Annotated in this window: 27 protein-coding genes; 9 read left to right on the top strand and 18 right to left on the bottom strand. The window is 63.4% G+C overall.

The window, feature by feature from the left end; genetic code table 11:
* Position 1: 1 nt before the first annotated feature.
* Positions 2 to 730, top strand: a complete 729-nt coding sequence (locus ROE7235_RS06070) for a ZIP family metal transporter (protein ID WP_220669541.1) — start codon at positions 2 to 4, stop codon at positions 728 to 730.
* On the opposite strand, the gene ROE7235_RS06065 is transcribed toward ROE7235_RS06070, so the two are convergent.
* On the bottom strand, positions 727 to 1,596 hold the full coding sequence (locus ROE7235_RS06065) for a CHAD domain-containing protein (protein WP_121093767.1): 870 nt from the start codon (positions 1,594 to 1,596) through the stop codon (positions 727 to 729). The two genes, ROE7235_RS06070 and ROE7235_RS06065, sit on opposite strands and share 4 nt — an antisense overlap.
* 140 nt (positions 1,597 to 1,736) lie before the next feature.
* On the opposite strand from ROE7235_RS06065, the gene ROE7235_RS06060 reads away from it, so the two are divergent.
* Entirely contained in the window at positions 1,737 to 2,138 is a 402-nt protein-coding gene (locus tag ROE7235_RS06060; protein WP_121093790.1) for a DUF4864 domain-containing protein, read from the top strand.
* A gap of 3 nt (positions 2,139 to 2,141) precedes the next feature.
* Here the strand turns inward: ROE7235_RS06060 and ROE7235_RS06055 are convergent, their stop codons facing one another.
* The 7 genes from ROE7235_RS06055 to ROE7235_RS06025 form a co-directional block, all read right to left on the bottom strand.
* Positions 2,142 to 2,714 carry a cob(I)yrinic acid a,c-diamide adenosyltransferase gene (locus ROE7235_RS06055; RefSeq protein ID WP_121093766.1) on the bottom strand — a complete coding sequence of 191 codons (573 nt, stop codon included), beginning with the start codon at positions 2,712 to 2,714 and terminating at the stop codon, positions 2,142 to 2,144.
* Position 2,715: 1 nt separating this feature from the next.
* Positions 2,716 to 2,925, bottom strand: a complete 210-nt coding sequence (locus ROE7235_RS06050) for a twin transmembrane helix small protein (protein WP_121093765.1) — start codon at positions 2,923 to 2,925, stop codon at positions 2,716 to 2,718.
* A gap of 82 nt (positions 2,926 to 3,007) precedes the next feature.
* The gene (locus tag ROE7235_RS06045) at positions 3,008 to 3,832 is read right to left on the bottom strand and encodes an SDR family oxidoreductase (protein WP_121093764.1); all 825 of its coding nucleotides are present in this window, start codon (positions 3,830 to 3,832) and stop codon (positions 3,008 to 3,010) included.
* Positions 3,833 to 3,841: 9 nt separating this feature from the next.
* Positions 3,842 to 5,239, bottom strand: coding sequence for a sigma-54-dependent transcriptional regulator (locus tag ROE7235_RS06040; protein ID WP_121093763.1), 1,398 nt, complete (start codon positions 5,237 to 5,239; stop codon positions 3,842 to 3,844).
* Positions 5,239 to 5,532 carry an Hpt domain-containing protein gene (locus ROE7235_RS06035; protein WP_183073344.1) on the bottom strand — a complete coding sequence of 98 codons (294 nt, stop codon included), beginning with the start codon at positions 5,530 to 5,532 and terminating at the stop codon, positions 5,239 to 5,241. The genes ROE7235_RS06040 and ROE7235_RS06035 overlap by 1 nt, the downstream gene beginning before the upstream one ends.
* Positions 5,533 to 5,749: 217 nt before the next feature.
* Positions 5,750 to 7,648, bottom strand: a complete 1,899-nt coding sequence (gene prpE, locus ROE7235_RS06030) for a propionate-CoA ligase PrpE (RefSeq protein ID WP_121093789.1) — start codon at positions 7,646 to 7,648, stop codon at positions 5,750 to 5,752.
* A gap of 250 nt (positions 7,649 to 7,898) precedes the next feature.
* Positions 7,899 to 10,178 carry an NADP-dependent malic enzyme gene (locus ROE7235_RS06025; protein ID WP_121093761.1) on the bottom strand — a complete coding sequence of 760 codons (2,280 nt, stop codon included), beginning with the start codon at positions 10,176 to 10,178 and terminating at the stop codon, positions 7,899 to 7,901.
* A 164-nt stretch (positions 10,179 to 10,342) separates the two neighbouring features.
* On the opposite strand from ROE7235_RS06025, the gene ROE7235_RS06020 reads away from it, so the two are divergent.
* The 5 genes from ROE7235_RS06020 to ROE7235_RS06000 all read left to right on the top strand — a co-directional run bounded on the left by ROE7235_RS06020 (position 10,343) and on the right by ROE7235_RS06000 (position 14,564).
* Positions 10,343 to 10,735: a cytidine deaminase gene (locus tag ROE7235_RS06020; protein WP_121093788.1), complete on the top strand. Its 393-nt coding sequence runs from the start codon at positions 10,343 to 10,345 to the stop codon at positions 10,733 to 10,735.
* Complete coding sequence (locus ROE7235_RS06015) at positions 10,735 to 11,937, top strand: phosphopentomutase (protein WP_121093760.1); 1,203 nt, start codon at positions 10,735 to 10,737, stop codon at positions 11,935 to 11,937. Before ROE7235_RS06020 ends, ROE7235_RS06015 begins: the two co-directional genes overlap by 1 nt.
* Positions 11,934 to 12,926 carry an adenosine deaminase gene (locus tag ROE7235_RS06010; protein WP_121093759.1) on the top strand — a complete coding sequence of 331 codons (993 nt, stop codon included), beginning with the start codon at positions 11,934 to 11,936 and terminating at the stop codon, positions 12,924 to 12,926. The genes ROE7235_RS06015 and ROE7235_RS06010 overlap by 4 nt, the downstream gene beginning before the upstream one ends.
* A complete protein-coding gene (gene upp / locus ROE7235_RS06005) occupies positions 12,923 to 13,558 on the top strand; it encodes a uracil phosphoribosyltransferase (protein ID WP_121093758.1) in 636 nt (211 codons plus the stop codon). Before ROE7235_RS06010 ends, upp begins: the two co-directional genes overlap by 4 nt.
* Positions 13,559 to 13,634: 76 nt before the next feature.
* A complete protein-coding gene (locus ROE7235_RS06000; protein ID WP_183073342.1) occupies positions 13,635 to 14,564 on the top strand; it encodes an SPOR domain-containing protein in 930 nt (309 codons plus the stop codon).
* Between the two features lie 119 nt (positions 14,565 to 14,683).
* Here ROE7235_RS06000 and ROE7235_RS05995 read toward each other — a convergent pair whose 3' ends face one another.
* Positions 14,684 to 15,535, bottom strand: coding sequence for a hypothetical protein (locus ROE7235_RS05995; RefSeq protein ID WP_121093756.1), 852 nt, complete (start codon positions 15,533 to 15,535; stop codon positions 14,684 to 14,686).
* A 157-nt stretch (positions 15,536 to 15,692) separates the two neighbouring features.
* Between ROE7235_RS05995 and infC the strand changes: the two genes are divergently transcribed.
* Positions 15,693 to 16,250, top strand: coding sequence for a translation initiation factor IF-3 (gene infC / locus ROE7235_RS05990; RefSeq protein WP_306418853.1), 558 nt, complete (start codon positions 15,693 to 15,695; stop codon positions 16,248 to 16,250).
* 59 nt (positions 16,251 to 16,309) lie between these two features.
* On the opposite strand, the gene ROE7235_RS05985 is transcribed toward infC, so the two are convergent.
* From ROE7235_RS05985 to ROE7235_RS05975, 3 genes are all read right to left on the bottom strand, one after another.
* Positions 16,310 to 16,852 carry a GNAT family N-acetyltransferase gene (locus ROE7235_RS05985; protein ID WP_121093754.1) on the bottom strand — a complete coding sequence of 181 codons (543 nt, stop codon included), beginning with the start codon at positions 16,850 to 16,852 and terminating at the stop codon, positions 16,310 to 16,312.
* A gap of 145 nt (positions 16,853 to 16,997) precedes the next feature.
* Complete coding sequence (gene rpmA / locus ROE7235_RS05980) at positions 16,998 to 17,267, bottom strand: 50S ribosomal protein L27 (RefSeq protein ID WP_121093753.1); 270 nt, start codon at positions 17,265 to 17,267, stop codon at positions 16,998 to 17,000.
* Between the two features lie 6 nt (positions 17,268 to 17,273).
* Positions 17,274 to 18,005, bottom strand: a complete 732-nt coding sequence (locus tag ROE7235_RS05975) for a 50S ribosomal protein L21 (protein ID WP_121093787.1) — start codon at positions 18,003 to 18,005, stop codon at positions 17,274 to 17,276.
* A gap of 250 nt (positions 18,006 to 18,255) precedes the next feature.
* Here ROE7235_RS05975 and ROE7235_RS05970 point away from each other — a divergent pair, with 250 nt between their 5' ends.
* On the top strand, positions 18,256 to 18,855 hold the full coding sequence (locus tag ROE7235_RS05970; protein WP_121093752.1) for a rhodanese-like domain-containing protein: 600 nt from the start codon (positions 18,256 to 18,258) through the stop codon (positions 18,853 to 18,855).
* Between the two features lie 38 nt (positions 18,856 to 18,893).
* On the opposite strand, the gene ROE7235_RS05965 is transcribed toward ROE7235_RS05970, so the two are convergent.
* The 6 genes from ROE7235_RS05965 to mreC form a co-directional block, all read right to left on the bottom strand.
* The gene (locus ROE7235_RS05965; RefSeq protein ID WP_147434172.1) at positions 18,894 to 19,475 is read right to left on the bottom strand and encodes a hypothetical protein; all 582 of its coding nucleotides are present in this window, start codon (positions 19,473 to 19,475) and stop codon (positions 18,894 to 18,896) included.
* 100 nt (positions 19,476 to 19,575) lie between these two features.
* On the bottom strand, positions 19,576 to 20,496 hold the full coding sequence (locus tag ROE7235_RS05960; RefSeq protein WP_121093750.1) for a 2-hydroxyacid dehydrogenase: 921 nt from the start codon (positions 20,494 to 20,496) through the stop codon (positions 19,576 to 19,578).
* Complete coding sequence (rodA, locus tag ROE7235_RS05955) at positions 20,493 to 21,641, bottom strand: rod shape-determining protein RodA (RefSeq protein WP_121093749.1); 1,149 nt, start codon at positions 21,639 to 21,641, stop codon at positions 20,493 to 20,495. Before rodA ends, ROE7235_RS05960 begins: the two co-directional genes overlap by 4 nt.
* Positions 21,638 to 23,575, bottom strand: coding sequence for a penicillin-binding protein 2 (gene mrdA / locus ROE7235_RS05950; RefSeq protein WP_121093748.1), 1,938 nt, complete (start codon positions 23,573 to 23,575; stop codon positions 21,638 to 21,640). The genes rodA and mrdA overlap by 4 nt, the downstream gene beginning before the upstream one ends.
* The gene (locus ROE7235_RS05945) at positions 23,572 to 24,150 is read right to left on the bottom strand and encodes a rod shape-determining protein MreD (protein ID WP_121093747.1); all 579 of its coding nucleotides are present in this window, start codon (positions 24,148 to 24,150) and stop codon (positions 23,572 to 23,574) included. The genes mrdA and ROE7235_RS05945 overlap by 4 nt, the downstream gene beginning before the upstream one ends.
* Positions 24,143 to 25,201, bottom strand: coding sequence for a rod shape-determining protein MreC (gene mreC, locus ROE7235_RS05940; RefSeq protein ID WP_121093786.1), 1,059 nt, complete (start codon positions 25,199 to 25,201; stop codon positions 24,143 to 24,145). Before mreC ends, ROE7235_RS05945 begins: the two co-directional genes overlap by 8 nt.
* Positions 25,202 to 25,204 lie beyond the last annotated feature (3 nt).

Genomic DNA, 25,204 nt, shown 5'->3' with positions numbered 1-25,204 from the left:
GGTGCTGACCGGTCTGCCCGATTGGTTGGCGGTGATTGTCCTGACCTTGGGCGCGGGCGTGACCATGCCCCTCGGGGCCGCTTTGGGCCGATGGCAAGACTTGCGCCCGCAATGGATGGAAAACGAATTCCGCCATGGTGTCATCGCCTTTGGCGGCGGTGCGCTTCTGGCAGCGGTGGCGCTGGTGCTCATCCCCGAAGGCACGCATCACCTGCCGCCTCTGGCCGCCTGTGCTGCATTTCTGGCCGGGGCGGTGAGTTTCATGGCGCTCGACATCGTACTGGCGCGCAAAGGGACACCGGCAAGCCAGCTTGTTGCCATGCTGGCAGATTACCTGCCCGAAGCGCTGGCGCTTGGGGCAACGGTTGCCACGGGCGGCAAGGCCGCGCCGCTTTTGGCGCTGATTATCGCCATGCAGAACCTGCCCGAAGGGTTCAATGCCTTTCGCGAATTGCGGGCGTCTGGCAACCAATCACCCGCCCGCATCATCGCCAGCTTTGCGCTGGTCGCACTGCTGGGGCCGGTGCTTGGGTTGGCCGGGTTCTACTTGCTGGCCGACGCGATGGTTGTGGTCGGCGCGATCATGCTGTTTGCGGCAGGGGGCATTCTGTATCTGCTGTTTCAGGATATCGCGCCACAGGTCCGGCTGGAAAACCGCTGGGGCCCGCCTTTGGGCGCGGTGCTGGGGTTCATGCTGGGTATGCTTGGGCAAATGCTGATTGGCGGTTAACCGTTGCGCCACGTCTGCCAGCGGGCGGGCCAATCCTGCGCCGGGTCCGGTGCCGCATATAGCCTGCGGCCCATGGAAAGTGTCTGCGTTGCCAGCTTGGCGCGGGCGGCCAACAGGTCGGGTTCCAACCGCCCAAGGGCCGGATCGGCGGGGCAGGTGGCGCGCAGGAACATGTGCAGCACGTCCAGATCATTATGCGCGCCAAGGGTTTTGCCCAATGCATCGACCTGCGCGATGTGCTCGCCCAGACCGGCGCGGTCGATGGGTTTGAAAAACCGCGCCTGATACCAGTGCTGTTTCAGCCGCTTGCGCCAGTCGTGAAAGGCCGTCGCGTCCTGACCCGCCTGCGCGGCCTGCGCATGGGCAAGCTGCCCTTTGGCCCATGTCCGGCCCAGATTATGCCAGACCACGGGTGCGGTCTTGTCAGGCACGTGCAGCGCTTTTGCGTCGGTTGCGAAAGCGTTCATGGTCGCGGCGAATTGCTCGAGCGCATCTTCCTGCAACGCGGCATCGCAGATGTCGATTTCGTCCAGCAGCATGTCGCGCAAACTGTCAAACTCGGCAGGGGCGCGGCGTTTGGCCGTCAGACTGTCGAAGGTGGCGAACATCACCTCTGCATCGCGGGCGGGGGCAAGCTTTGCGGCGGCATCGCGGATGCGCGCATTCCAGTCGCGCGCGCCCTCCCATCCGCCGCGCAGCAGTCGCAGCAGGCCGCGGATTTCCTTGGCGCGTTTGCGCAGCTCGAACACACTGGCGCCGGAACCATGCGCCGCAACAGCATCGCAGGCCATATTGGCGCGCGCGACAAGCGTTTGGCGCAAGGCGGGCTGCAGCTTGGGGCGCTCGGGCGGGTAGGACAGTTTCATGGCAATCGGCACTCGGTAAACTTTGATCCATATCCTGACCGCCGAATATGGCGCGGGCAGGGCCGATCCGTGGCGTGGCCGTTCAAACTGATCCGGCAGCGCCTTTGTCGCGTATTAGCCAATATGCGAAAGGACATGCCATGCGTTTTGTTATTGCCCTGTTGCTTGCCGTTTCCCTTGCCCCTTCCAGCCTGCGTGCGCAGGACAATGCCATCCCCGATGTCATCCGCGAGCAGATCACCGCGTTTCAGACGGATGATTTCACCGCGGCGTTCGACTTGGCCAGCCCCACCATAAAACGGCTGTTCGGCACGCCCGAGCGTTTTGGTCAGATGGTGCAAAACGGCTATCCGATGGTCTATCGTCCCGCCGAGATCAGCATGCTGGAGCAACGCGATATGGGCGCGGCCCGTGTGCAGCGCGTGATGATCCGTGACGGTGCGGGACGCCTGCATTTTCTGGACTACCAGATGGTGCCGTCCGATATGGGCTGGCAGATCAATGGGGTCCAGATATTGCAGGCACCGCAGGTCGGCGCGTAACCGTTACCGGTTCGCGCCCGGCACCCAAAGAATATCATCCGCGCCGTTGTTGTTGGCCACCCGGCCCATCACGAAAAACCAGTCCGACAATCGGTTAAGGTATTTGACGGCCGATTCATTCACCGTTTCGATCGCCGCCAGCGAGATGGTTTCACGTTCAGCGCGGCGCGCGACGGTCCGGCACAGGTGGAAATGCGCGGCCAGCGGCGTGCCACCGGGCAGGATGAAGCTGCGCAGGGGTTGCAGATCGGCATTTGCCGCGTCGATCTCTGTCTCCAGCCGCGCGATCTGTTCAGGCATCATGCGCAGCGGCGTGTATTCGGCATCTGCATCGCGCTCCATATCGGGGCGGCACAGGTCCGCGCCCAGATCGAACAGGTCGTTCTGGATCCGCGCCATCGCGGCGGCCATGTCGCCCGTGGCGTGCAGGCGGGCCATACCCATCACCGCGTTCAGCTCGTCCACCGTGCCGTAGGCGGTCACGCGCTGCGAATGCTTGGCCACGCGCGCGCCGTTGCCCAGTGCGGTTTCGCCCGCGTCGCCGGTGCGTGTGTAGATCTTGTTCAGAACAACCATGTCAGGCCCCTTTTTGCCGGAAATAGACGAAAGCGACGATCAGGATGACCGCGATAAACTGGGCATATAGCCGCCAGCGCATCATCCGGTTGCCGTGTTTCTGGTTAAAGGCCCCGCCCTTGCCAAAGCCGCCAATGCCAACCGCAAGCACACCCAGCACCACAAGGCAGGCAATCACCGCCGCAATAAAAAGTGGATCGCTTGAAAGCATGGCCTGTCCCTTTGTCGCCGTTTCTTGGCGTGCAACTTAACCCGTCTGGCACCGGTTGCGACCCTTAATTTTCGTCGCCCGCTTACAGCCGTTGCAAGATCATGTCCAGCAGGCGGGTCGGCAGTATCCGGCGCAGACCACCCAGCAAGTAGGTGGGCGTGGTCACGGCATAGCGCGCACGCGGGCGGCGCGATTCCAGCGCGTGGATCAGCCGTTTGGTCACGGCGTCGGGCGGCAGTTCAAAGAAATCTGGCGCGCGGTCCTCGTAGAGCCGCGACAGGAGGCTTTCGCGGTACTGCTCCGCGCGCGGGCTTGCTTCCCAGTCGATCCACCGTTCGAAATGCGGGATGGAATTTTGCCTGATGCGCGACGTGATCGGCCCCGGCTCTATCAGAACAACATGAATGCCCGTGCCCGCCAGTTCCAGCCGCATCACGTCCGACAGCCCTTCAAGCGCGAACTTGCTGGCCACATAGGCCCCACGCCATTTCAGCGCGGCCAGCCCCAGAACAGAGGAATTCTGCACGATCCGCCCATGCCCTTGGGCGCGCATGACCGGCAGCACGGCGCGGGTCAGTTCGTGCCAGCCAAACAGGTTTGTCTCGAACAGCGTGCGCAGGCCGTCCGTGGGCAGGTCTTCAACTGCGCCGGGCAGGGCGAAAGCGCCATTGTTGAACAGCGCGTCCAGCCGCCCGTCGGTACGGTCCAGCGTGGTCGCGACCGCAGCCCGGATGCTGCCTGCGTCGGTCAGGTCGAGCGCAAAGCTGTCCAGCCCTTCTGACCTCAGTCGTGCGCAATCCTCGGGGTTGCGGCAGGTGGCCAAGACCTGCCAGCCACGCGCGGCCAGTGTCCGTGCCGCATGATGGCCAATCCCAGAGCTGCACCCGGTGATCAAAACACTGCGCACCGCCGCCCCCTAGCGTTTGTCCCATTGCTCGCGCTTGCGGTAGATGGTCGACGGGGCGATGTCCAGCTCGCGCGCGGCGCGCGGCACTGACCCGTGATGACGGGCAATGGCCGCAGTGATCGCGCGCTCCTCGATTTCCGCCATGGTCATGCCTGCCAACGGGTCGGCACCCTCGGGCATCCCGCTTGCCGTGGCGGTCGGCACGTCCATTTGTGCCAGTCCCGGTGGCAGCATCTCGCGCGTGACCATCTCGCCATCATGCAACACAACGGCATGGCGTAACACATTGATCATCTCGCGCACATTTCCCCGCCATGGCAAGTGCAGGAACAGGTCCAGCACCTCCGGGTGGAACCGGCTGAAAGCCTTGCCTTCTTCCGCCACGATCTGGGCCAGATAGTGTTGCGCCAGCAAATGCACATCCGTGCCGCGTTCGCGCAAGGGCGGCATGGTGATGGGAATGACGAACAGCCGGTAATACAGGTCTTCGCGCAGCCGGCCCGCGCGCATGTCTTCTGTCGGGTCGCGACTGGCGGTGCAGATCAGCCGCACATCGACCTTGATCTGGCGGGAATCGCCCACGGGCGCAAAGCTGGCGCGTTGCTTGAACCGCAGGAACGCGGCCTGCAGATCAGAGCTCATATCCTGAATGTTCTGCACAAACAGCGTGCCGCCATCCGCCTGCGCGATTGCCCCCGCCCGCGCCTGTACCTGCGATTGCGCGCGCCCCGGCTTGGGGCCTGCCTGCCCGAACAGTTCTATTTCCAGCTGCTCGGGGTCGGCGGCGCTGCAATTGAGCGTGACGAAGCGCTGCGCGGCTCGGGTGGATTTCAGATGCACCGCGCGCGCGCAAAGCTCCTTGCCCGTCCCGCTTTCGCCCAAGATGAACACCGGCGCCGTGCTGCCTGCGACAGCGGCAATGCGGGAATGCACCTCTTGCATCGCCTCTGAACGCCCCATGAAAGCGCGGTCCAGCGCGTCGCTGCGGCTGATGTCATCGACCGTCAGCGCGACCTCTTGGTGCATTTCGGCAAAGGCGCTGGCGACTGCGCCGATCATCCGGATATCGCCCAAGGGTTTGACAAGGAAATCATGCGCGCCCTCGCGGGTCGCGTCGATCGCGTTGTTGACCGATCCGTTCGCGGTAATCACGATGACCCGCGTTTCCTGCCGCAGCGCCAGAATCTCGCGCATCACCATCAGCCCGTCGGCATCCGGCAGCATCAGGTCCAGCAACACCACGCTTGGGCGGTGTTCGGCGAATTTGGTCAGGGCCTCTGCCCCGCTAGAGGCCAGCATGGGCTTGTAGCCTGCCTTGCGCAGCACCGTGGCATACAGCATCTGCAAAGAGGGCGTGTCTTCGACCAGAAGCAAGCCATCGCCCGATATTGTTGAAGACTGCGGCATCAGGTGGCCTGCACCATATCGGCTATGCTCTGTGCGGTCAGGCCTGTGCGCTGCGCAATGTCTGGCAGCAACAGGCTCAGCGCCGTTGCGTCTTGGTCGGTGCAGGCGCGCTCTACCTGTTTGGCAATATCGACAAGCCCGGATGCGCCAATCGTCGCCGCAAGGCCCTTCACCTCATGCGCGGCACTGCACAAAAGAGGCAATTCGCGGTCGGCGGGAGCGCGTTCAAGCGACGTGTCGAACACCTCCGAACAGCGGCGCAGATCGGCACGCACCTGTTCAAGAAGGGCCATCTGATGCTCTGGCCCGACCATGTCAAGAAGCTCTGACAAGACTTTGGAATCGAGGCTTTTTTCTGCCATTGCGCGACGTAAAACCACCGTTAACTGCAAACACGGGCAGGCCAGAGCCCACCCGCGTTCAGCTTAGTCCGAAGCCCGTTCCCGCAACAAGCGCTTTTCTTGGTCTTGCGTGTATTTTGCGCGCCGCGAAGTGCCAGAGGTTGTGTTGTCAGGGTTTTGCCGCAGGTAGCCCCAGCGTGGCGAGCGCTTGCGCCACCTCGTCCAAGATGGCCGGGTCATCAATCGTGGCGGGCATTTTGAACTCTTCGCCATCCGCGATCTTGACCATTGTGGCGCGCAATATCTTGCCCGAGCGGGTTTTCGGCAGCCGGTCGACGACCACGGCCAGCTTGAACGCCGCGACCGGCCCGATCTTGTCGCGCACCAGCGAAACACATTCGGCGACCACTTCGGCAGAGTCGCGGTCGGCACCGTTGTTCAAGCACAAGAACCCCAGCGGCGCTTGCCCTTTCAGCGCGTCCGACACGCCGATCACCGCGCATTCGGCCACATCGGGGTGGCTGGCCAGCACTTCTTCCATACCGCCGGTGGACAAGCGGTGGCCGGCCACGTTGATCACGTCATCGGTGCGCGCCATGATGTAGACATAGCCGTCGTCGTCCATATACCCCGCATCGCCAGAGGCGTAGTAGCCGGGGAACTGTTCCAGATAGCTCTTGCGGAACCGTGCTTCGGCGTTCCACAGCGTGGGCAATGTGCCGGGCGGCAAGGGCAGCTTGATCGCAATCGCGCCCAGTTCGCCCGCGGCCAGCGGGTGGCCGCCTTCGTCCAGCACTTGCACATCATAGCCCGGCATCGGCACGGCGGGGGAGCCGATCTTGACCGGAAGCGGCTCGATGCCCACAGGGTTTGCGGCAATCGCCCAGCCGGTTTCGGTTTGCCACCAATGGTCGATGATCGGCACTTTAAGCTGGTTTTGCGCCCATGTGATCGTGTCGGGGTCGGCGCGCTCGCCGGCAAGGTAAACGTGCTTCAGGCAGGACAGGTCGTATTTCTTGACGAATTCGCCCTTCGGGTCTTCGCGCTTGACGGCGCGGAAGGCGGTTGGTGCGGTGAAGAAGCTTTTCACCTTATGCTCGGAAATTACTCGCCAGAACGTGCCCGCATCGGGGGTGCCGATGGGTTTGCCTTCGAATACGATGGTGGTGTTGCCCGCCAGCAGCGGCGCGTAGCAGATATAGCTGTGGCCTACGACCCAGCCCACATCGCTTGCCGCCCAGAACACATCGCCGGGATCGACATTGTAAATGGCCTTCATCGTCCAGTTCAGTGCGACCAGATGGCCTGCGGTTGGCCGCACAACGCCCTTCGGCTGGCCCGTCGTGCCAGAGGTGTAAAGGATATAGGCCGGATGATCGCCCGACACGGGCACGCATTCCGCCGGGGCAACGCCGTATTGAAACCCGTGCCAGTTGACATCGCGCCCGTCTATCAGCTTGGCGACCTCCTGCTCGCGCTGCAAGATGACGCAGAAATCGGGTTTGTGACTAGCCGCGTCAATCGCGGCATCCAGCAGCGGTTTGTAATGGACCACGCGCCCCGGTTCCAGCCCGCAACTGGCGGCAATGATGGCCTTTGGCGTCGCGTCGTCAATCCGCACGGCCAGTTCGTTGGCCGCAAACCCCCCGAACACAACCGAATGCACCGCGCCCAGCCGCGCGCAGGCCAGCATCGCTTCCAACGCTTCGGGGATCATCGGCATGTAGATGATGACGCGGTCGCCCTTTTCCACGCCCTTGGCGCGCAAGGCACCGGCCAGATTGGCCACGCGGTTGCGCAGCTCGACATAGCTGATTTCCCGCTTGGTGTGGGTTATTGGACTGTCATGGATGATGGCCGTCTGCTCGCCGCGCCCTGCCTCGACATGGCGGTCAACCGCGTTCCAGCAGGTGTTGACCTGTGCATCCTTGAACCACTCAAAAAGCGGTGCGGCCTCGTCGAACAGCGCTTTGGTTGGCGGGGTTATCCAGTCGATGGATTTGGCTTGTTCCATCCAGAATGCATTCGGGTCGTCCAGTGACGCGCGGTAAAGGTCGGCATAGGCCATGGTCATCCTCCTCAGAATGCAAATGGCTTAGCCGAGCGCAGGACGCCTGCGCAATGGGTGTTACCGGCAACATGGGGTATGCGGTGCGGAAAGTTTGCAATTATTCTGCCAGAGTTTGCAAATAGAGGTGTCCGCTTGCAGGAATCTGAGCGGCGATAGCGGGTTTGCAAATTAGTGTGGGACAGGGACGCTGTCCAGGGCAGCATCGAAGGGCCGTCTCTCGGCCTGCCGATGCAGACGCAGCTTGCCCCTACCCGTATTGCGCCACCGGCGTGCCTGCCAGTGCTGCCATGTTCAGCAGCCCTCGCGCCGTGATCGACGAGGTCACGATATGCGCGGTGTTGCCCATCCCCATCAGGGTCGGCCCCACTTCCAGCGCATCGGCGCGGGTTTTCAGAATGTTGCGCACCCCGCTCGCGGCATCGGTATTGGCAAAGATCAGCACATTGGCCGGCCCGCTGAACCGCGCGTCGGGCAAAAGCCGTGCGCGCAGATCGGTATCCAGCGCGGCATCGACATGCATCTCGCCCTCGTAATCGAAATCCAGCCCCATCTGGTCCAGAATTTCCAGCGCGCCGCGCATATTGCGGCCTGATGGCGTGTCCAGATTGCCGAATTGGCTATGCGAACACAGCGCGATTTTCGGGTCCAGACCAAAGCGGCGCACATGGCGCGCGGCGGCGATGGTCGTTTCGACAATCTGCTCTGGGGTCGGGTTGGGGTGGACCTGCGTGTCGGCGACGAACAGGTTGCCTTCTTGCTGGATCAGCAAAGACAGCGCGCCCACAGGGTGCCGTTCGGGCGTGCCCAGAATTTGGGTAATATAGTTCAGGTGCCACAGATATTGCCCGAACGTGCCGCAGATCAGGCTGTCGGCATCGCCCCGATGCACCATGATCGCGCCAATCGCGGTGGTGTTGGTGCGCAGAATCGCGCGCGCCAGATCGGGGGTCACGCCGCGCCGCTGCATGATCTGGTGATAGCTGCGCCAATAATCGCGGTAGCGCGGGTCATCCTGCGGGTTGACCAGTTCGAAATCACGTCCCGGCTGAATGGACAGCCCCGCGCGTTCCAGACGGCTGGCGATCACCTCTGGCCGCCCGATCAGGATCGGGACTTCGGTGGTTTCTTCGAGCATGGCGCTGGCGGCGCGCAATACGCGTTCATCCTCGCCCTCGGCAAAGACAATCCGGCGCGAGGCGGCGCGCGCGGCCTCGAACACCGGGCGCATGATCATGGCGGACCGGAAGACCGACGCATCCAGCCCCGCCTTGTAGGCATCCAGGTCGGCCATGGGGCGTTTCGCCACGCCAGAGTCCATCGCCGCGCGCGCCACCGAACTGGCGACAATACCCATCAGGCGCGGGTCGAACGGCTTGGGGATCAGGTAATCCGCGCCGAAACTCAGTTGCTCGCCTTTGTAGGCGGCGGCGGCTTCGGCGCTGGTGGTCGCGCGCGCCAGCGCCGCGATCCCTTCGACACAGCCGATCTGCATGGCGTCGTTGATCTCCGTTGCGCCCACGTCCAGCGCGCCGCGAAAGATGAAGGGAAAGCACAGCACGTTATTGACCTGATTGGGAAAATCCGAGCGGCCCGTGGCGATGATCGCATCGGGTGCGATCTCGCGGACTTGATCGGGCAAAATCTCTGGCGTTGGGTTGGCCAGTGCAAAGATAATCGGTCGTTTGGCCATGCGGGCGACATGCTCGACCGTTAGCGCGCCGGGGCCGGACAGGCCCAGAAACAGGTCGGCCCCGTCGATCACGTCATCCAGATTGCGCGCGTCGGTTGCTTGCGCGAAGGCGGCTTTTTGCGGGTTCATATCCACCTCACGGCCCGCATGAACCAGCCCGTGAATGTCGCACAGGAACACGTTTTCACGTTGCACCCCCAGCTTCAGCAGCATGTTCAGACAGGCAATTCCCGCCGCGCCCCCGCCGGTGCTGACAATCTTGATATCCTCGAACCGCTTTCCCGCCACGCGCAACGCATTGGTCGCCGCAGCACCTACTACGATCGCCGTGCCGTGCTGGTCGTCATGGAACACCGGAATGCCCATCCGCTCACGGCAGATTTTTTCCACAATAAAGCAATCGGGAGCTTTGATATCTTCTAGGTTGATGGCACCGAATGTCGGTTCCATCGCGCAGACGATCTCTGCCAGTTTGACCGGGTCGGGTTCGTTCAGTTCAATGTCGAAACAGTCGATATTGGCGAATTTCTTGAACAGGACGGCCTTGCCTTCCATCACGGGTTTTGACGCGAGCGCCCCGATATTGCCCAAGCCCAGAACCGCCGTGCCGTTGGTGACAACCGCCACAAGGTTGCCGCGCGTTGTGTAGCGGGCGGCGGTGTCGGGGTTTGCCTTGATCTCCATACAGGCTTCGGCCACGCCGGGCGAATAGGCGCGCGACAGGTCATACCCATTGGCCAAAGGCTTCGTCGCGCGGATCTCCAGTTTCCCCGGACGTGGGTATTCATGATACAACAGGGCAGGGTGGCGATTGTCATCATGGGTCTGCTCGGTCATCTGTCCCTCCTGCCGAAATTTGGTTTACCCTTAAACAAATGCCGGATCGCTGCAAGCCATTGTCGGGCTTTAGCTGTTGTGCCCAAGTCTTGAAGATCGCAATGGCCAAGGCTTGCATCGTCTTGCAGTGCAGCGCAAACTTGGGGTCAAAACAGGGGTGAATGATGTCACTGGAAGATGCGGCGCGCGATGTGCGCGAAATGGCCTATGTGCCGTATTCCAACTTCAAGGTCGGGGCGGCATTGCGCGCGGATACGGGCGCGGTTTTCGTCGGCTGCAACGTGGAAAATGTCGCGTACCCCGAAGGCACCTGCGCCGAGGCGGGTGCGATTGCCGCCATGATCGCGGGCGGCGCGCGTCAGATCAAGGAACTCGTTGTCATTGCGGATAGCCCAACGCCGGTGCCGCCTTGTGGCGGTTGCCGTCAGAAGATCGCGGAATTTGCGGCAGGTGACGTGCCGGTCACGCTGCTGTCGATGAACGGCGCGCGGCTGGACACCACTGTTGCCGCGCTTCTGCCCGGAGCCTTTGGCGCGGATCATATGGAGCGCGGGTAATGCCCCGCGCTTTCGTGCTTGTGCTCGATTCCGTGGGCTGCGGGGGTGCGCCCGACGCGGCGGAGTTTGGTGATACCGGCGCGAATACGCTGGGCCATATCGCGCAGGCGTGTGCAGAGGGGCGGGCAGAGCGCGGACGCTCCGGGCCTTTGCGCGTGCCGGTGCTGGACGGCCTTGGGCTGGGGGCTGCGATCAAGCTGGCCTCTGGGATGGATGCGCCGGGGTTGGGTGCCGCGCCGACAGGGCTGTGGGGGGCTGCGACCGAAATCTCCCGGGGCAAGGATACGCCGTCGGGGCATTGGGAACTGGCGGGCGTGCCGGTGCCGTGGGACTGGACATATTTCCCCCGCCAAACCCCCGCCTTTCCCGATGAGCTGACAGCGAAGGTCTGCGAACTGGCCGGAACCGACGGCATCTTGGGCAATTGCCACGCCGGCGGGATTGCGATTATCGACCAGTTCGGGGCAGAGCATCTGCGCACGGGCTGGCCCATCTGCTACACATCCGCCGACAGTGTGTTCCAGATTGCCGCGCATGAAGACGCGTTCGGTCTGGACCGCCTGCAACGGCTCTGCGCCGATCTGGCACCTGTTTTGCATGATATGCGCGTGGGCCGGGTGATCGCCCGTCCGTTTGTGGGCAGCGAAAAGGACGGCTTTCGCCGCACATATAACCGGCGCGACTACGCCATCGCCCCGCCTGCGCCCACCTTGTGCGACTGGGTGTCGGACGCGGGCCGCATGGTGCATGGCATTGGCAAGATTTCCGATATCTTTTCGGGTCGCGGAATCAGCCATAGTCACAAGGGACCGGATGACGCGGCGCTGTGCGACCATCTGCTGCGGCTGGTGGATGTGGCCGAAGACGGCGCGCTGACCCTTTGCAACCTTGTCGAGTTCGACAGCCTATATGGCCACCCGCGCGATGTGGCGGGCTATGCGCGTGCGCTGGAACGGGTCGATGGCGTGATCGGGCAGGTGCTGGCGCGGATGCGCGCGGGCGACATGCTGGTCATCACGGCGGACCACGGCAATGACCCGACCGCCCCCGGATCGGACCACACCCGCGAACGGGTGCCGGTGCTGGTGGCGGGTCTGGGTGCAGGTGAAATCGGGCATTGCGGTTTTGTCGATGTCGCGGCAAGTGTCGCGCATCACTTGGGCGTGCCTGCCCAAGGGCCGGGACGGAGCTTTCTGACATGAGCGTTGATTTCGCCAAAACCCCCAAGCTGGAATTGCACCTGCATCTGGAAGGGGCCGCGCCGCCTGCCTTTATCCGCGCCTTGGCCAAACGCAAAGGCGTGGACCTGTCGGGCATTTTCGATGAGCAGGGCGCGTATAAATACACCGGCTTCGTGGATTTCCTACGCGTCTACGAGGCCGCGTGCACCGTGCTGACCACTCCGCAGGATTTTCACGACCTGACGCTGGCGGTTCTGGAGCAATCGGCGGCCCATGGCGTGATCTACTCCGAGGCGTTCCTGTCGCCCGATTTCTGCGGCGGCGGCGATCTGTCGGCGTGGCGCGACTATCTGGCGGCGATCCAGACCGCTGGGGCAACAGCCGAGGCGCAAATGGGCATCACCCTGCGCGGCTGCATCACCTGCATTCGCCATTTCGGGCCAGAGCAAGCGCGCAGGGTCGCGGCTTGCGCGCAGGAAACAGCGGGCGATTTCATCACGGGCTTCGGTATTGCGGGTGACGAGAATGCGGGCGAACTGGCGGATTTCATCTATAGTTTTGATGCAGCACGCGAGGCCGGGCTGGGCCTGACTGCGCATGCAGGCGAATGGCGCGGGCCGGACGAGCTGCGCGCGGCGCTAAAGCACTTGCGCGTGAGCCGCATCGGCCACGGTGTGCGCGCCATCGAAGACCCGGCGCTGGTCGAGGATCTGGCCGAACGCGGCACGGTGCTGGAGGTGTGCCCCGGCTCCAATATCGCGCTTGGCGTCTATCGCAGCCTGCGCGATCACCCTGTCGAGCGGTTGCGCGCCGCGGGTGTGGCGTTGACCGTCTCGACCGATGATCCGCCGTTCTTTCATACCGATATGAGTGCGGAATACGCGGGGTTGCACCGCAGCTTTGGCTGGGATCAACCCGAATTTGACACGCTGGCGCAGACGGCCCTGCGTGCGGCGTTTTGCGACGCCGTCACCCGCGACACCCTTGCCAAAAGACTGGAGGCGGCATGACCCATCCCGACCTGACCGTGATCGACCATCCGCTTGTGCAGCACAAGCTGAGCCTGATGCGCGACAATCGCACGCCCAGCCCCGAATTTCGCCGCCTGCTGCGCGAAATCGCCCTATTGCTGAGCTACGAGGCCACGCGCGATCTGCCAATCGCCACGCAGCGCATCGACACGCCGCTTACGGCGATGGATGCGCCAATGCTGGCCGGCCCCGACCCGGCCGTGGTGTCGATCCTGCGCGCGGGCAATGGCTTGCTGGACGGTGTTCTGGATGTGGTGCCGACCGCGAAAGTCGGCTTTGTCGGGCTTTACCGTGACGAGGAAACGCTGCGCCCGATCGAATATTACAACAAGCTGCCCAAGGACATGCCGGGCCGTTTTACCATCGCCGTCGACCCGATGCTGGCCACCGGCCATTCCGCCGCCGCCGCGATTGACCTTCTGAAACGCGCGGGCGCTGCGCACATCTGTTTCATATGCCTGCTGGCCGCGCCCGAGGGGGTTGCGGTGATGGCCGAACATCACCCCGATGTTCGGATCGTCACAGCCTCGCTTGACAGCCATTTGAACGAAAAAGGCTATATCGTGCCAGGCCTGGGCGATGCGGGCGACCGCATTTTCGGCACAGTTTAAGCGGGGCAGGGGCGAATCGGCTTTACTTTCCAAGGCTTGCAGCGGCAAACTTGTGCCAGATAACCGGGGGGTTACGATGAATAAATTTTTGAAGGCCGCAAGCATGGCCGCGCTGTCATTGGGGATGGCACAGGGCGCTCTGGCGCAGACCAACGGGCTGGACCCGGCCAACCTGCCACCCGCCGGGTTTGAAGGGCGCGAATTCACCGATAGCGCGGGCTGTGCGTTTCTGCGCTCCACCTTTGGTGGCGAGGTGACATGGGTGCCGCGCTACGGTCCCGATCGCAACCCGATCTGCGACCAGACACCGACGGATTTCGCGGCATCGCAACCAGCGCAAAACCCGGACGCTGGCATGACGGATCAGGCGGATGCAACCGGCGCGGACGATGATATGGAACCCATGTCGTCGGAGCAGGACGTGGCCGACGCCAATGCGCCAGAGCCTGCGGCCGCCGCCGAGCCCGCGCGTGGCCGGATCGAGGTGGTTGGCGCGGTTGACGACCCTGTACGCCGCCCTGCGCCCAGCTATCTGGGCAAGGAACAGACGGTATCCAGTGTCGCGCCCCGCCAACAGGTCCGGCGCGCCGCGTCCAAACCCCGCCTGCAACACGCAGACGCGTCGGGGCGTCACCCATCCTGCCCCGGCAGTGCGCCTTATGGCCAGTTGGTTGACACCGAATTGGGCCGCAAGATGGTGCGCTGCGTGACCAGCCCGTCGCTGTTTCTGGACGAATATGTGAACAGTCCACCGCAACAGGTCGCCCATACCCCGCGCGCATCGGCAGGGCATGGTGCCCGCATTCAGGTGGGTAGTTTCGCCGTTCCGGGCAATGCGCAGCGGCTTGTGGCCCGTCTGAACGCGCGCGGCTTGGCGGCTGGAACCTATCGCTCGCGCGGGCTGAACGTGGTCACGGTCGGCCCATTCGCCAGCGCTGGTGCCGCGCATGGCGCGCTGTCAACGGTGAAGGCCATGGGCTTCGGTGACGCGTTTTTGCGACGCTGACAGCTTGTGCTGATCGGTCGCAACGCGAAACCCCCGGCACGCGCGAACGTGCCGGGGGTTTTATTTTGTCTATCGGATAGTGCAGCGCGGCCGCTCTGACCGCAATAGCGGGCCGCTGCTTATTCCGTGGTCGCGCCTTCGCCCTCTTCGAGGATTTCTTCTGCCGCATCGCTACCGTCGGCAGGCGTCTCGGTAGTTGCCTCTGCCGCATCATCAGCCATGTCGGCGGTTGCATCGCCAGCGTCTGTTGCAGCGTCGGTTGTCGCCTCTGCCGCATCATCGGCCATGTCGGCGGTTGCATCGACAGCGTCTGTTGCTGCATCAGTTGTCGCTTCTGCGGCATCTTCTGCCATATCGGCGGCGTCAGTTGCTGCGTCGGTCGTTGCCTCTGCCGCATCATCAGCCATGTCGGCGGTCGCATCGACAGCGTCTGTTGTCACCTCTGCCGCATCATCGGCCATATCCTCGGTCGCATCGACCGCGTCAGTTGCGGCATCTGTCGTTGCGTCTGCGGCATCCTCGGCCATATCTTCGGTCGCATCAACGGCATCGGTCGCGGCGTCGGTGGTCGCGTCTGCGGCATCCTCGGCCATGTCCGCGGCATCGGTTGCGGCCTCGTCGCCCGCGCCCATCATGTCGTTGACCATGTTCTCTGCGCCCTCGGCGGCGTCGTTCATTGCGTCTTGCGCTGCGTTGGTCGCATCCTCGACAGCGGTCTCGGCGGCGGTCACGGCCTCGTCGACAGCGCTCTCCGCAGCGTCGGTGGCCTCTTCAACGGCGGTTTCGGCCTCTGACATGGCCTCTTCCATCGCGTCCACGTCGGCGTCAGGGGCTTCGGTCGTCTCGACGGCCTCTTCAGCGGGGGCCTCGATCGGCGCAGTCACCTCTGTCGGTGTGCGCGACTGAACGCCCAGCCAGATGCCAACAGCGGCAACGGCAATGGCGATCAATGTCAAAACCATCTTGTTCATGTCACGGTCCTCTCAAACCTTGTTACTACTGGCGCGCGTATGCCAGATATTTGCGACCTTGCAAAGCGGGTGCAGCATAAACCATCGTGATAGCCGGGCCAATTCGCGCTTGAAACACGCATGTCCTGCCCTTAGATTGCGCGCGACGTAACAGCCACTGACAAGGAATTCAGCCATAGCCCGCAGACCGCACAATGCCCCGCCCCCCCGCGATACCGGACCCCGCGTAAATGACCGCATTCGTGCGCCGGAAATACGCCTGATCGGCGCGGAAGGGGAAAATCTGGGCGTGGTAAAACCGTCTCAAGCCATGATGCTGGCCGAAGAGGCCGGACTTGATCTGGTCGAAATTTCGCCCAACGCGACCCCGCCGGTCTGCAAGATCATGGATTTCGGCAAGTTCAAGTATGAGCAGCAAAAGCGCGAGGCTGAGGCCCGCAAGAAGCAGCACATCATCGAGATCAAGGAAGTCAAATTCCGCCCCAACACCGATACGCATGATTACGATGTCAAAATGCGCAACGTGATGCGGTTTCTGGAAGGTGGCGACAAGGTGAAAGTCACATTGCGCTTCCGCGGGCGCGAGATGGCGCACCAGAACCTTGGGTCGGACCTGCTGCACCGTGTGGCCGCCGATGTTGAAGAGATCGGCAAGGTCGAGAACATGCCCAAGATGGAAGGGCGGCAAATGATCATGATGATCGCGCCGCGCTAAGACCGAGCATTGCTGACATGAAAAAGCCCGGCATTTTCTGCCGGGCTTTTTCATAGGCACTACATCCGCCGGATATACGTCCATGTTGGAACGGTTGCGCGGCGGGCCACCGAATAGGCCTCGGCATCGCCCAGATAGTCAAAGCTTGCGTTGGTCAGCACATGGGCCGATGCGGTGTTGTCCTGGAATACCTCTGCAAACAGGGTCCGGGCCTTGTGCGGGTTAGCCTTTATGAGGGTGGCGACCGCTTCAGACGCATAACCCGCGTTCCAGAAGGCGGGCGCGACCCAGTAGCCGATCTGGCTTTGTTGCCTGTCCAGCGGTTTGAGCGAGACCAGCCCCAGAACCGACGCCTTGTCATGGCCAGCGCCGTCCATGACCCAGACATCCTCTGCGCGCTCGGCCGATGTCGCGCGCGCGATGAATTGCGCCGTCGCCCCCGGTGGCAACGGATGCGGGATGGACCGTGTGCCCTCGGCCACACGCGCGTCGCGGGTGTAGAACTCCAGCAGCCCCTCGTCCGATGGCTGCAACGGGCGCAGAACAAGCCGCGCGCCGGTCAAGACCGGCTGACCGGTGGTCACTGTGGTGTCCAATGTCATTACGTCCTCCAATCGGGCCCTCACCCGGTGCTTTCGCGGTTTCAGCGCCCGACGCTTGCTCCTCCAATCGTCATGGCGCGCGAAAACGAAACAGGGCCGGCATTTCTGCCGACCCTGATGTACATGCGAAATGTTACAGTTCGGCTTATTCGGCAGCATCCGCCATTGGCAGGACCGATACAAAGCTGCGCCCTTTCAGACCCTTGCTGAAAGACACGCGCCCTTCGGTCAGCGCAAACAGCGTATGGTCGCGGCCCATGCCGACGCCCTCACCGGCGAAGTGCTTGGTGCCGCGCTGACGCACGATAATATTGCCGGGGATCGCGTGCTGACCGCCATAGAGTTTGACGCCAAGGCGGCGTCCGGCAGAGTCGCGACCGTTGCGGGAGGAACCGCCTGCTTTTTTGTGTGCCATGAGGTGTTACTCCTGTTCAGATGCGAATTGCTTGGCCTGGTCGATCCAGCCATCACGCTCGATCCGGCCTTTGAACGACAGACGGTCATCCATATAGGCAATCTCGGACGGACCCCAAGCGGCGATCTGGTCGAAATGGAACACGCCGTTTTCGTGCAGCAGCCCTTCCAGCTTGGGACCGACGCCAGAGATCTTTTTCAGATCGTCGGCCTTGCCGTCGCGCGCTTCGGTCAGCAGGTTGGAGGGCTTGGTGGCGTCAACCGAATCAGCTGGAGCCTCGGCGGGCGCAGCGTCTGCTTTTGCTGCGGCTTTGGGTGCCGCTTTCTTCTTGGCAGCGGGCTTGGCCGCAGGGGCAGCCGCCTCGATCGCGAAGCCAGACACAGAGCCGGTGCCGACGGCCGCTTGCACGCCCGATGCATCCGCGCCAGAGGCCAGAATGTCGGTGACACGCAGCAGCGTCAGTTTCTGGCGGTGGCCCTTGGTGCGCTGCGAACTGTGCTTGCGGCGGCGCTTGACATAGTGGATAACCTTATCGGCCTTGATCTGGTCGATCACTTCGGCCTGCACGCCCGCACCGTCCACGGTGGGGGTGCCGATGACGGGGCTGTCGCCGCCGACCATCAGAATCTCGTTGAACTGGACTTTTTCACCAGCTTGTGCAGCAATGCGTTCCACGCGCAGAACGTCACCCGCCTGCACCCGGTATTGCTTGCCACCTGTTTTCAGGACCGCGAACATATCGGTCATTCCTTTGTCTTTCTGCCGCGCCCTGTGGCCCCTGCGACATGGCGCAGGCGTTTGGTGCCGTCGGGCTGCGTGCCCGCTGAGGGGCATAGCCGAATATCCGCGCGGGCCGAATGCCCGAACGGAAGCCGCTCTATGCGGCAGCGGGCTTGCGGTGTCAAGCGCTGTGCATGCCCCGAATCCGGGTGTTGCGCGGCTTTGGTTCTGCGCTAGGCTGCATTTATCGAAGACCCGAGGAGAGACCATGACCCGCATCGCCACAATGACCGCTTTTGCCGCCCTGTTGGCCGCGCCCGCGCTGGCCGAAGGCGTGAATATTACCCCCGATATGGCCAGTGTGACGGTGACAACCCCGTCCGGCCCTGTCGTGATTACGCGCGAGCAGGATGAAAGCGCCGTAATCGAGGGCGAATTTGCCCGCATCGCGCGCCCCTGTCCCGAATTTTGCGTCCAGCCGATGAGCCCTGCCGAGGGTGTCCGCACGGTGGGCGAATTGGATGTGCTGGCCGCGTTGCAGGACGAAAACACTTTGGTCGTTGATGGGCGCGTGCGCCCTGACTGGCAGACGGGCACGATACCCGGTGCGGTCAACATGCCCTATACAGAGATGGCGGATGAGTTGCACGAACTGGGCTGCGAGCCCGATTTCGAGGGCTTTATCTGCGACGCGGATGTGGTGCCGGACCTTGTGATGTTCTGCAACGGCCCATGGTGCGGGCAATCGCCTGCTGCCATCCGGCGCATTATCGACGCGGGCTATCCGGTTGAGAAGATTGCCTATTACCGCTGGGGCATGCAGGGCTGGCGGATGCTGGGGCTGACTGTTGCGGGCGGCGAGGGTTAGGGCGCGCGCCGCCGTCCAAGACGCTTGCCCTGCGCCGGCTAGCCCCCCAGCACCAGCGCGTGCGGGGTGTTATTGGCGCGCAGCATGTAGAGCGTGTCTGCACCGATGGCGGCAACTGTGCCGCCGTCCAGCCGGTCGCCTTCGCGCACGCGCAGAATGCGCCCGTCGGGCAGTCGCACCAGCGCGTGACGGTGCCCGTCGGCTTCGACAACGGCAATCAGGTTCATTTCGTCCAGCGCGATGGCGCGCGGGCTTGTAGCGGCGTCCTGCACTGTCATACCGGGGGGCAGGCTGTAGCCTTGGGCGGGCGGTCCGTCCCCCATGCTTAACGGCAACGGGGCGAATGCAAGGCTCATCACAGGCCGCTCTGGCATGGCGGGGGCTTGCGCCTCGGGGGGCGCGGATGCGACCAAGGGGGACTGGGATTCGGCAAGCTCATCGGTCGGTGGGCAAAACCTGCCATCCGCCGCACAATGGTCGATGCGCCCCGACGCCAGATAAAGCAGGCCCAGTGTCAGCGCCACGGCGACCGGCACCTGCCACAGCCAAGCGCCGCCGCCGCCGCGTTCAGGCGGCAGCGGGCGCAGATGCTCTGGCAAAGGCTGCGAGGGCTGTCGCATATGGCGGCGCGCTTTCATGGCAGGACAATAGCGCAGAACACCACCCCGCGCGATAGCGACAGCTTAGCGCACGCGCGTTACGATTCCTTGAATGTCGGGCCTAATACCCAGCCGCGCGCGACACTTCGTGCAGCAAGCCCTGTCCTGCCTGCACCCGCGCGATGTTGGCGGCGATCACGTCCGATGCGGTTTCGGCCCGCGTGGCGGCTGCGATATGCGGCGTCACGGTCACGCGCGGGTGGTGCCAATAGGCATGGTCTGCGGGCAGGGGCTCTGTGCGAAAGACGTCCAGCGTGGCGGCGGCAATCTGCCCTTGATCGAGCGCCGACAGCAGGGCCGCATCGTCAATCAGCGTGCCCCGCCCAGGATTGATGACATAGGCACCGCGCGGCATTTGCGCCAGCGTGGTGGCGTTCAGGATATTCGTGGTCGCGGGCGTATCGGGCAAGAGCGTGACAAGGATGTCAGAGCGTTCCAGCACCGCCGCCAACCCGTCCGCGCCGCTATGGCACTGCACGCCTGCCACCTCTCGGGGGGTACGCGACCAGCCGGCGACATCGAACCCGATGGCCGCTTGTGCCACCGCGCAGGCGCGCCCCAAAGCACCCAGGCCCAGGAACCCGACCTTGCGATCCTGCGCCAAGGGCGGCACCACAGGCACCCATTCGGTCGCGGGCCGGTCCAGCGCAAGGTGGTAGCGTAGCACATGGCCGGTGACATATTCGATCATGCCTTGCGTCAGGCTTGGGTCGACCATGCGGGCAAGCGGCTGCGTCAGCGTCGGGTTGCCGACGATACGCTCCACCCCCGCCCACAGGCTCAGCACGGCCTTGCAGCGTGTGAAGGGCGCGAAATCCTGCAACGGGCTGGACGGGGTGTAGATGATGTAATCCACGGTGTCGGGCGCGGCTTGTGTGACCACCGTCACATCCAGCCCGGCCCGCGCAAACGCGGCGCGCAAAGGCGCGTCATACTCAGCGAACACCCCGTCACCTGCGGCAAAGAGTGCTGTCAGGCTCATGTCGGCAGCCTTGGGCGATGGATATGTGCCGATTGCAACAGGCCAAAGCCGACCATCAACACCATCATCGCAGAGCCGCCATAGCTGATCAGCGGCAGGGGCACGCCCACAACGGGGGCCAGCCCCATGACCATCGCGGTGTTGACCGCGAAATACAGAAAGAAATTGGCCGTAACCCCGACCGTCAGAAGCGCGGCAAACCGGTTGGAGGACCGCAGGACGGTCAGCAGGCAAAACCCGATAATCATCACATACAGCACCAGAAGCGATCCCGCACCGATAAAGCCGAATTCCTCTGCCAGCGTGGTGAAAATGAAGTCGGTGTGCTTTTCGGGCAGGAAGTTCAGCCGCGATTGCGTTCCTTCCATGAACCCGCGCCCCGACCAGCCGCCAGACCCCAGCGCGATCATGGCTTGGTTGATGTGGTAGCCCGCGCCCAGCGGGTCCAGCGTGGGGTCCAGAAAGGCGTCGATCCGGCGGTATTGGTAGTCTTGCAACAATTGCCAATCGGTCCCGCGTGACGTGAACACCGCCACAACCAGCCCCGCAACGGACCCGATAACGCCTGCGAAATAGCCCCAATGCACGCCTGCCGCGAAAATCACCGCGCCACCCGCCGCTGCGATCAGCAAAGACGTGCCCAGATCGGGCTGGCGCACCACCAGAAACACCGGAAAAAGCACGATCACCGCCGCCACCAGCACAAAGACGGGGCGCGAGATTTTCTTGATGTCGGCCCAGTCGTAGAACGCGGCCAGCGCCATGATGGTGGTGATCTTGGCCAGTTCGGAGGGTTGCAGCCGCAAGGGCCCGATTTCCAGCCAGCGTTGCGCGCCCATGCCGACGGCGCCGAAAAACTCTACCCCCAGCAACAGCACGGTCGAGAGTGCGTAGCCCAAGCCCGCGACCGAGCGCCAGAACCAGATCGGGACCATGGCGACGAGGAACATCACACCCAGCCCGGCAACGAAGCGCTGCAATTGCGGCTCCATCCACGGTTGCGCGCTGCCACCCGCGACGGAATAGAGCATGACAAAGCCGTAGCAGGCCACCGCGATCAGCAGCACCACGAGCGCCCAGTTCAGGTGCAGCACCTTTGCCAGCCCCTTGGGCATGCGCGAGGTGTTGTATTCCAGATAGCTCATGCGCGGCTGACCCGGTAGGATCCCAGATCGCGCAACCGTTCTTCCAGCAGGTCTTGCTCTGCGCTGATGCGGTTGCGCTGAGAGGTCGGGTAGGCTGCAAGCGGCGGCCGCCCCTCGTTCAGTGCCGCCAGCAGAATGTCGCGCCCGATGGGGGCTGCGGCACTGGACCCACCGCCGCCATGCTCCACGATCACGGCCACGGCGACCTGCGGGTTGTCGAGCGGTGCGTAATTGACGAACAGCGCATGGTTGCGACGGTTCCAAGGCAGGTCTTCTTGCCGGCGGATGCCGGAATCGCGCTCGGCTTGGGTAATCCGGAACACTTGGCTGGTGCCCGTCTTGCCTGCCATCACCATGGTCGGGTCTACCACGCGCGAGGAATAGGCCGTCCCGCGCCGGTCATTGACCACATTCGACATGCCACGACGGATCATCGCCAGCCATTCGGGGCGCAGATCAAGGCTGGTGGCCTGTGGCACGGCTCGTTCCAGCGGGTCGCGCAGCAGACGCGGCAGCACCGCGCGATTGCTGGCCAGCCGCGCGGTCATCACGGCCAGTTGCAGGGGCGTGGTCAGCACATAGCCCTGCCCGATAGACACATTGACCGTGTCGCCGATACGCCAGTCGGCGTCGCGGGCACGCTTTTTCCACTCGCGCGACGGGTTCAGGCCCGATGCGACAGAGGTCATCGGCAGGTCATAGCGAATACCCAGGCCAAGACGCTCGGACATGGCATTTATCCGGTCGATCCCGCAGCGCTGCGACATCTCGTAGAAATAGACGTCGCAGCTTTCGGCCAGCGCGGTTTCCAGATCGACCCGGCCATGTCCGCTGCGCTTCCAGCAGTGAAAGCGGTTGCCGGACACATCCATATGACCGGGACAAAACACGCGCTCCAGCCCGTCGGTCTCGGCGGCTTCTAGCGCGGCCAGCGCCGTCACCATCTTGAAGGTCGATCCCGGCGGATACATGCCTTGGACGCATTTATTCACCAGTGGGCGATAGTCGTTTTCCAGTAGGCCGTTGTAATCCTTGCTGGAAATGCCGCGTACGAACAGGTTCGCATCATAGCTTGGGGCGGATGCGGCGGCCAGCACATCGCCGGTGGGGATGTCGATGACGACAGCGGCAGCACTTTGGCCGGCCAGCCGTTCCAGCGCGTAATTCTGCAAACGCGCATCAATCGTCAGGTGCAGGTTCTCGCCCGGCTCTCCCTCGACCCGGTCCAACTCTCGCATGACACGGCCGACAGAGTTCACCTCGACCCGCTGCGACCCGGCCTTGCCGCGCAACAGGCTTTCGGCCTCGCGCTCGACCCCGCTCTTGCCGATCTGAAAGCGCGGGATCATCAATACGGGGTCAGGCGTTTCCTCGCGCTGCAAGTCACGCTCTGACACCGGCCCGACATATCCCACAACATGCGCAAAATCGGCTTTCAGCGGGTAAAGCCGCGACAGGCCCATTTCGGGTGTGACACCGGGAAGGGCAGGCGCATTGGTGGCGACACGGCTGATTTCTTCCCAGCTCAACCGCTCTGCGACGGTCACGGGCACAAAGGGACGGTTGCGCAACATATCCTCGCGGGCGCGGGCAATCGCGGCATCGTCCAGCGCGATCAGGCGCGACAGCCGCGCCAGCACAAGGTCGATATCGCCCGCATCGTCACGGGTCATGACCACACGGTAATTCTGCTCGTTGCCCGCCAGCAAAACCCCGTTGCGGTCATGGATCAGCCCGCGGGTCGGCGGCAACAGGCGCAGGTTGATGCGGTTTTCCTCTGCCAGCAGGCGAAACGCGTCGGCCTGTTCCAACTGCATGTCGCGCAGCCGCCAGAGCAGCGTGCCGGTTACAGCAAGCTGGAGCGCGCCCAAGCCCAAGGCACGCCGCGTTATCATGCGGCGGCTGAGTTCCTTTTCGCGGTCAGAGCGTTTCACAATTTCTGCCCCAGATCATCAACCTCGCCGGTTGCCGGTTTGCGCAGGCCCAGACCGAAATGCAGGCAGGCCACCATGACCGGATACACCCCCACAGTGCCGACAAATTGCGCAAGGCTCAAGCCGAGCGGTGCCTGCGGCACCATCACAATTCCGAGCACCATGCGGTTCAGCAGGAACATGCCCAGCATCATTGCCGAGACAAGCGCGAATTCCAGCCAGAAAACAAGCCCCCGCAACGTCGGATTGCGGCGGCGCAGGAATTCGGTCGCGCCCAGCATGATCAACGCCCAAAGACCGGGCGGTCGCATCATCAGAATATCTTCGATAAAGAAATACGCCACGATTACCGGCGCTGGCAAAAGGTCGGGGCGGCGCACCACCCATGCCAGTGTCAGTGCCAGCATGATATCGGGCGCGGGCCAGCGCGCCAGCGTCAGGCCGGTCTCGCCGGGGGCAAGGCTTGGATCGCCAAGACCCTCCAGCGGCAGCAGACGAAACAGCCAGATCAGTGCCCCGATCCCAAGAAACAGCGCGGCAAACCACAAGCGTCCCGACAGACTGCGTTCAGCCATCTGTCAGCGCCGCATCGGGAACGGGGGCCAACGGAGGCGCAGTATTCGGCGCCACGATCCCTGGCATGGCCGGGATGGCACGGGGGGCGGGGCCGTCGGCGGTTTGATCGGGTAGTGTGTCCGGTCCGGACTCTGTCTCCGAGCCCGATGCCCGATCCGCCGCAGCCTCTGGCGCGGGATCGGGGCCTTCGGGCTGCGGAAGAACCAGATCGCCGGTAGAGGTGATCTGCTCCATCGGGCGTGAGCGCAGCACCCGCAGAAATTCGAGCCTTCCGTAATCGGCCGCCAGCCGCACACGCAGGCGGCGGTCGCGTGACATCACGACTTCGCCCACCAGCAACCCGGCCGGAAAGACACCGCCATCGTCGGAACTGACCACGCGGTCGCCGGGGCGCAGATCGTCGGGGTCTTCGACAAAATCCAGCAGCGGAAAGGCACTGTTATCGCCTGAAAGCATGGCGCGCTGGCCCGAGGGTTGTACCACCACGGGCACGCGGCTGGCGCTGTCGGTCAGCAGGACAACCCGCGCCGTGCGATTGCCCACACCCGAAATACGGCCCGCAAGGCCCAACCCGTCCATCACCGCCCAGCCATCGACCACGCCATCGCGCGCGCCGACATTCAGCAGCACCGAATTGCGAAACGGCGAACCGCTATCGGCCATGACCACGCCGGTCACATGCGTCAGTTGCGGGTCAAGCCGCACCTGATTGAGGTCGAGCAATTCGGCATTGCGCTGTTCCAGTTGCAACGCGGCCTCGCGCCACGCGCGCATTTGCTGCAATTCGCGGCGAAGTTGCTGGTTCTGTTCCATGATGCGGGCATAAGACCGGAAATCATCGGCCAGCGCGGTCACTTGTGTGACCGGCGCCAACGCCCAATCAAACGATGGCACAACGCGGTCGATCACCGCCATACGGAAGCGTTCCACCCGTGGGCTGTCGATCCGCCAGACCAGAAACACCAACAATAGCACAACGGCCAACACACCGACCACGATGCGCCGCAGCGGGCGGACATAATCCGTATCTGTCTGGCGTTCGCTGGCCAAGGC

Source organism: Roseinatronobacter ekhonensis (assembly GCF_900499075.1).
Classification (GTDB): domain Bacteria; phylum Pseudomonadota; class Alphaproteobacteria; order Rhodobacterales; family Rhodobacteraceae; genus Roseinatronobacter; species Roseinatronobacter ekhonensis.
The sequence above is the reverse complement of the archived record's forward strand: the minus strand, read 5'-3'. Positions and strand labels throughout refer to the sequence as shown.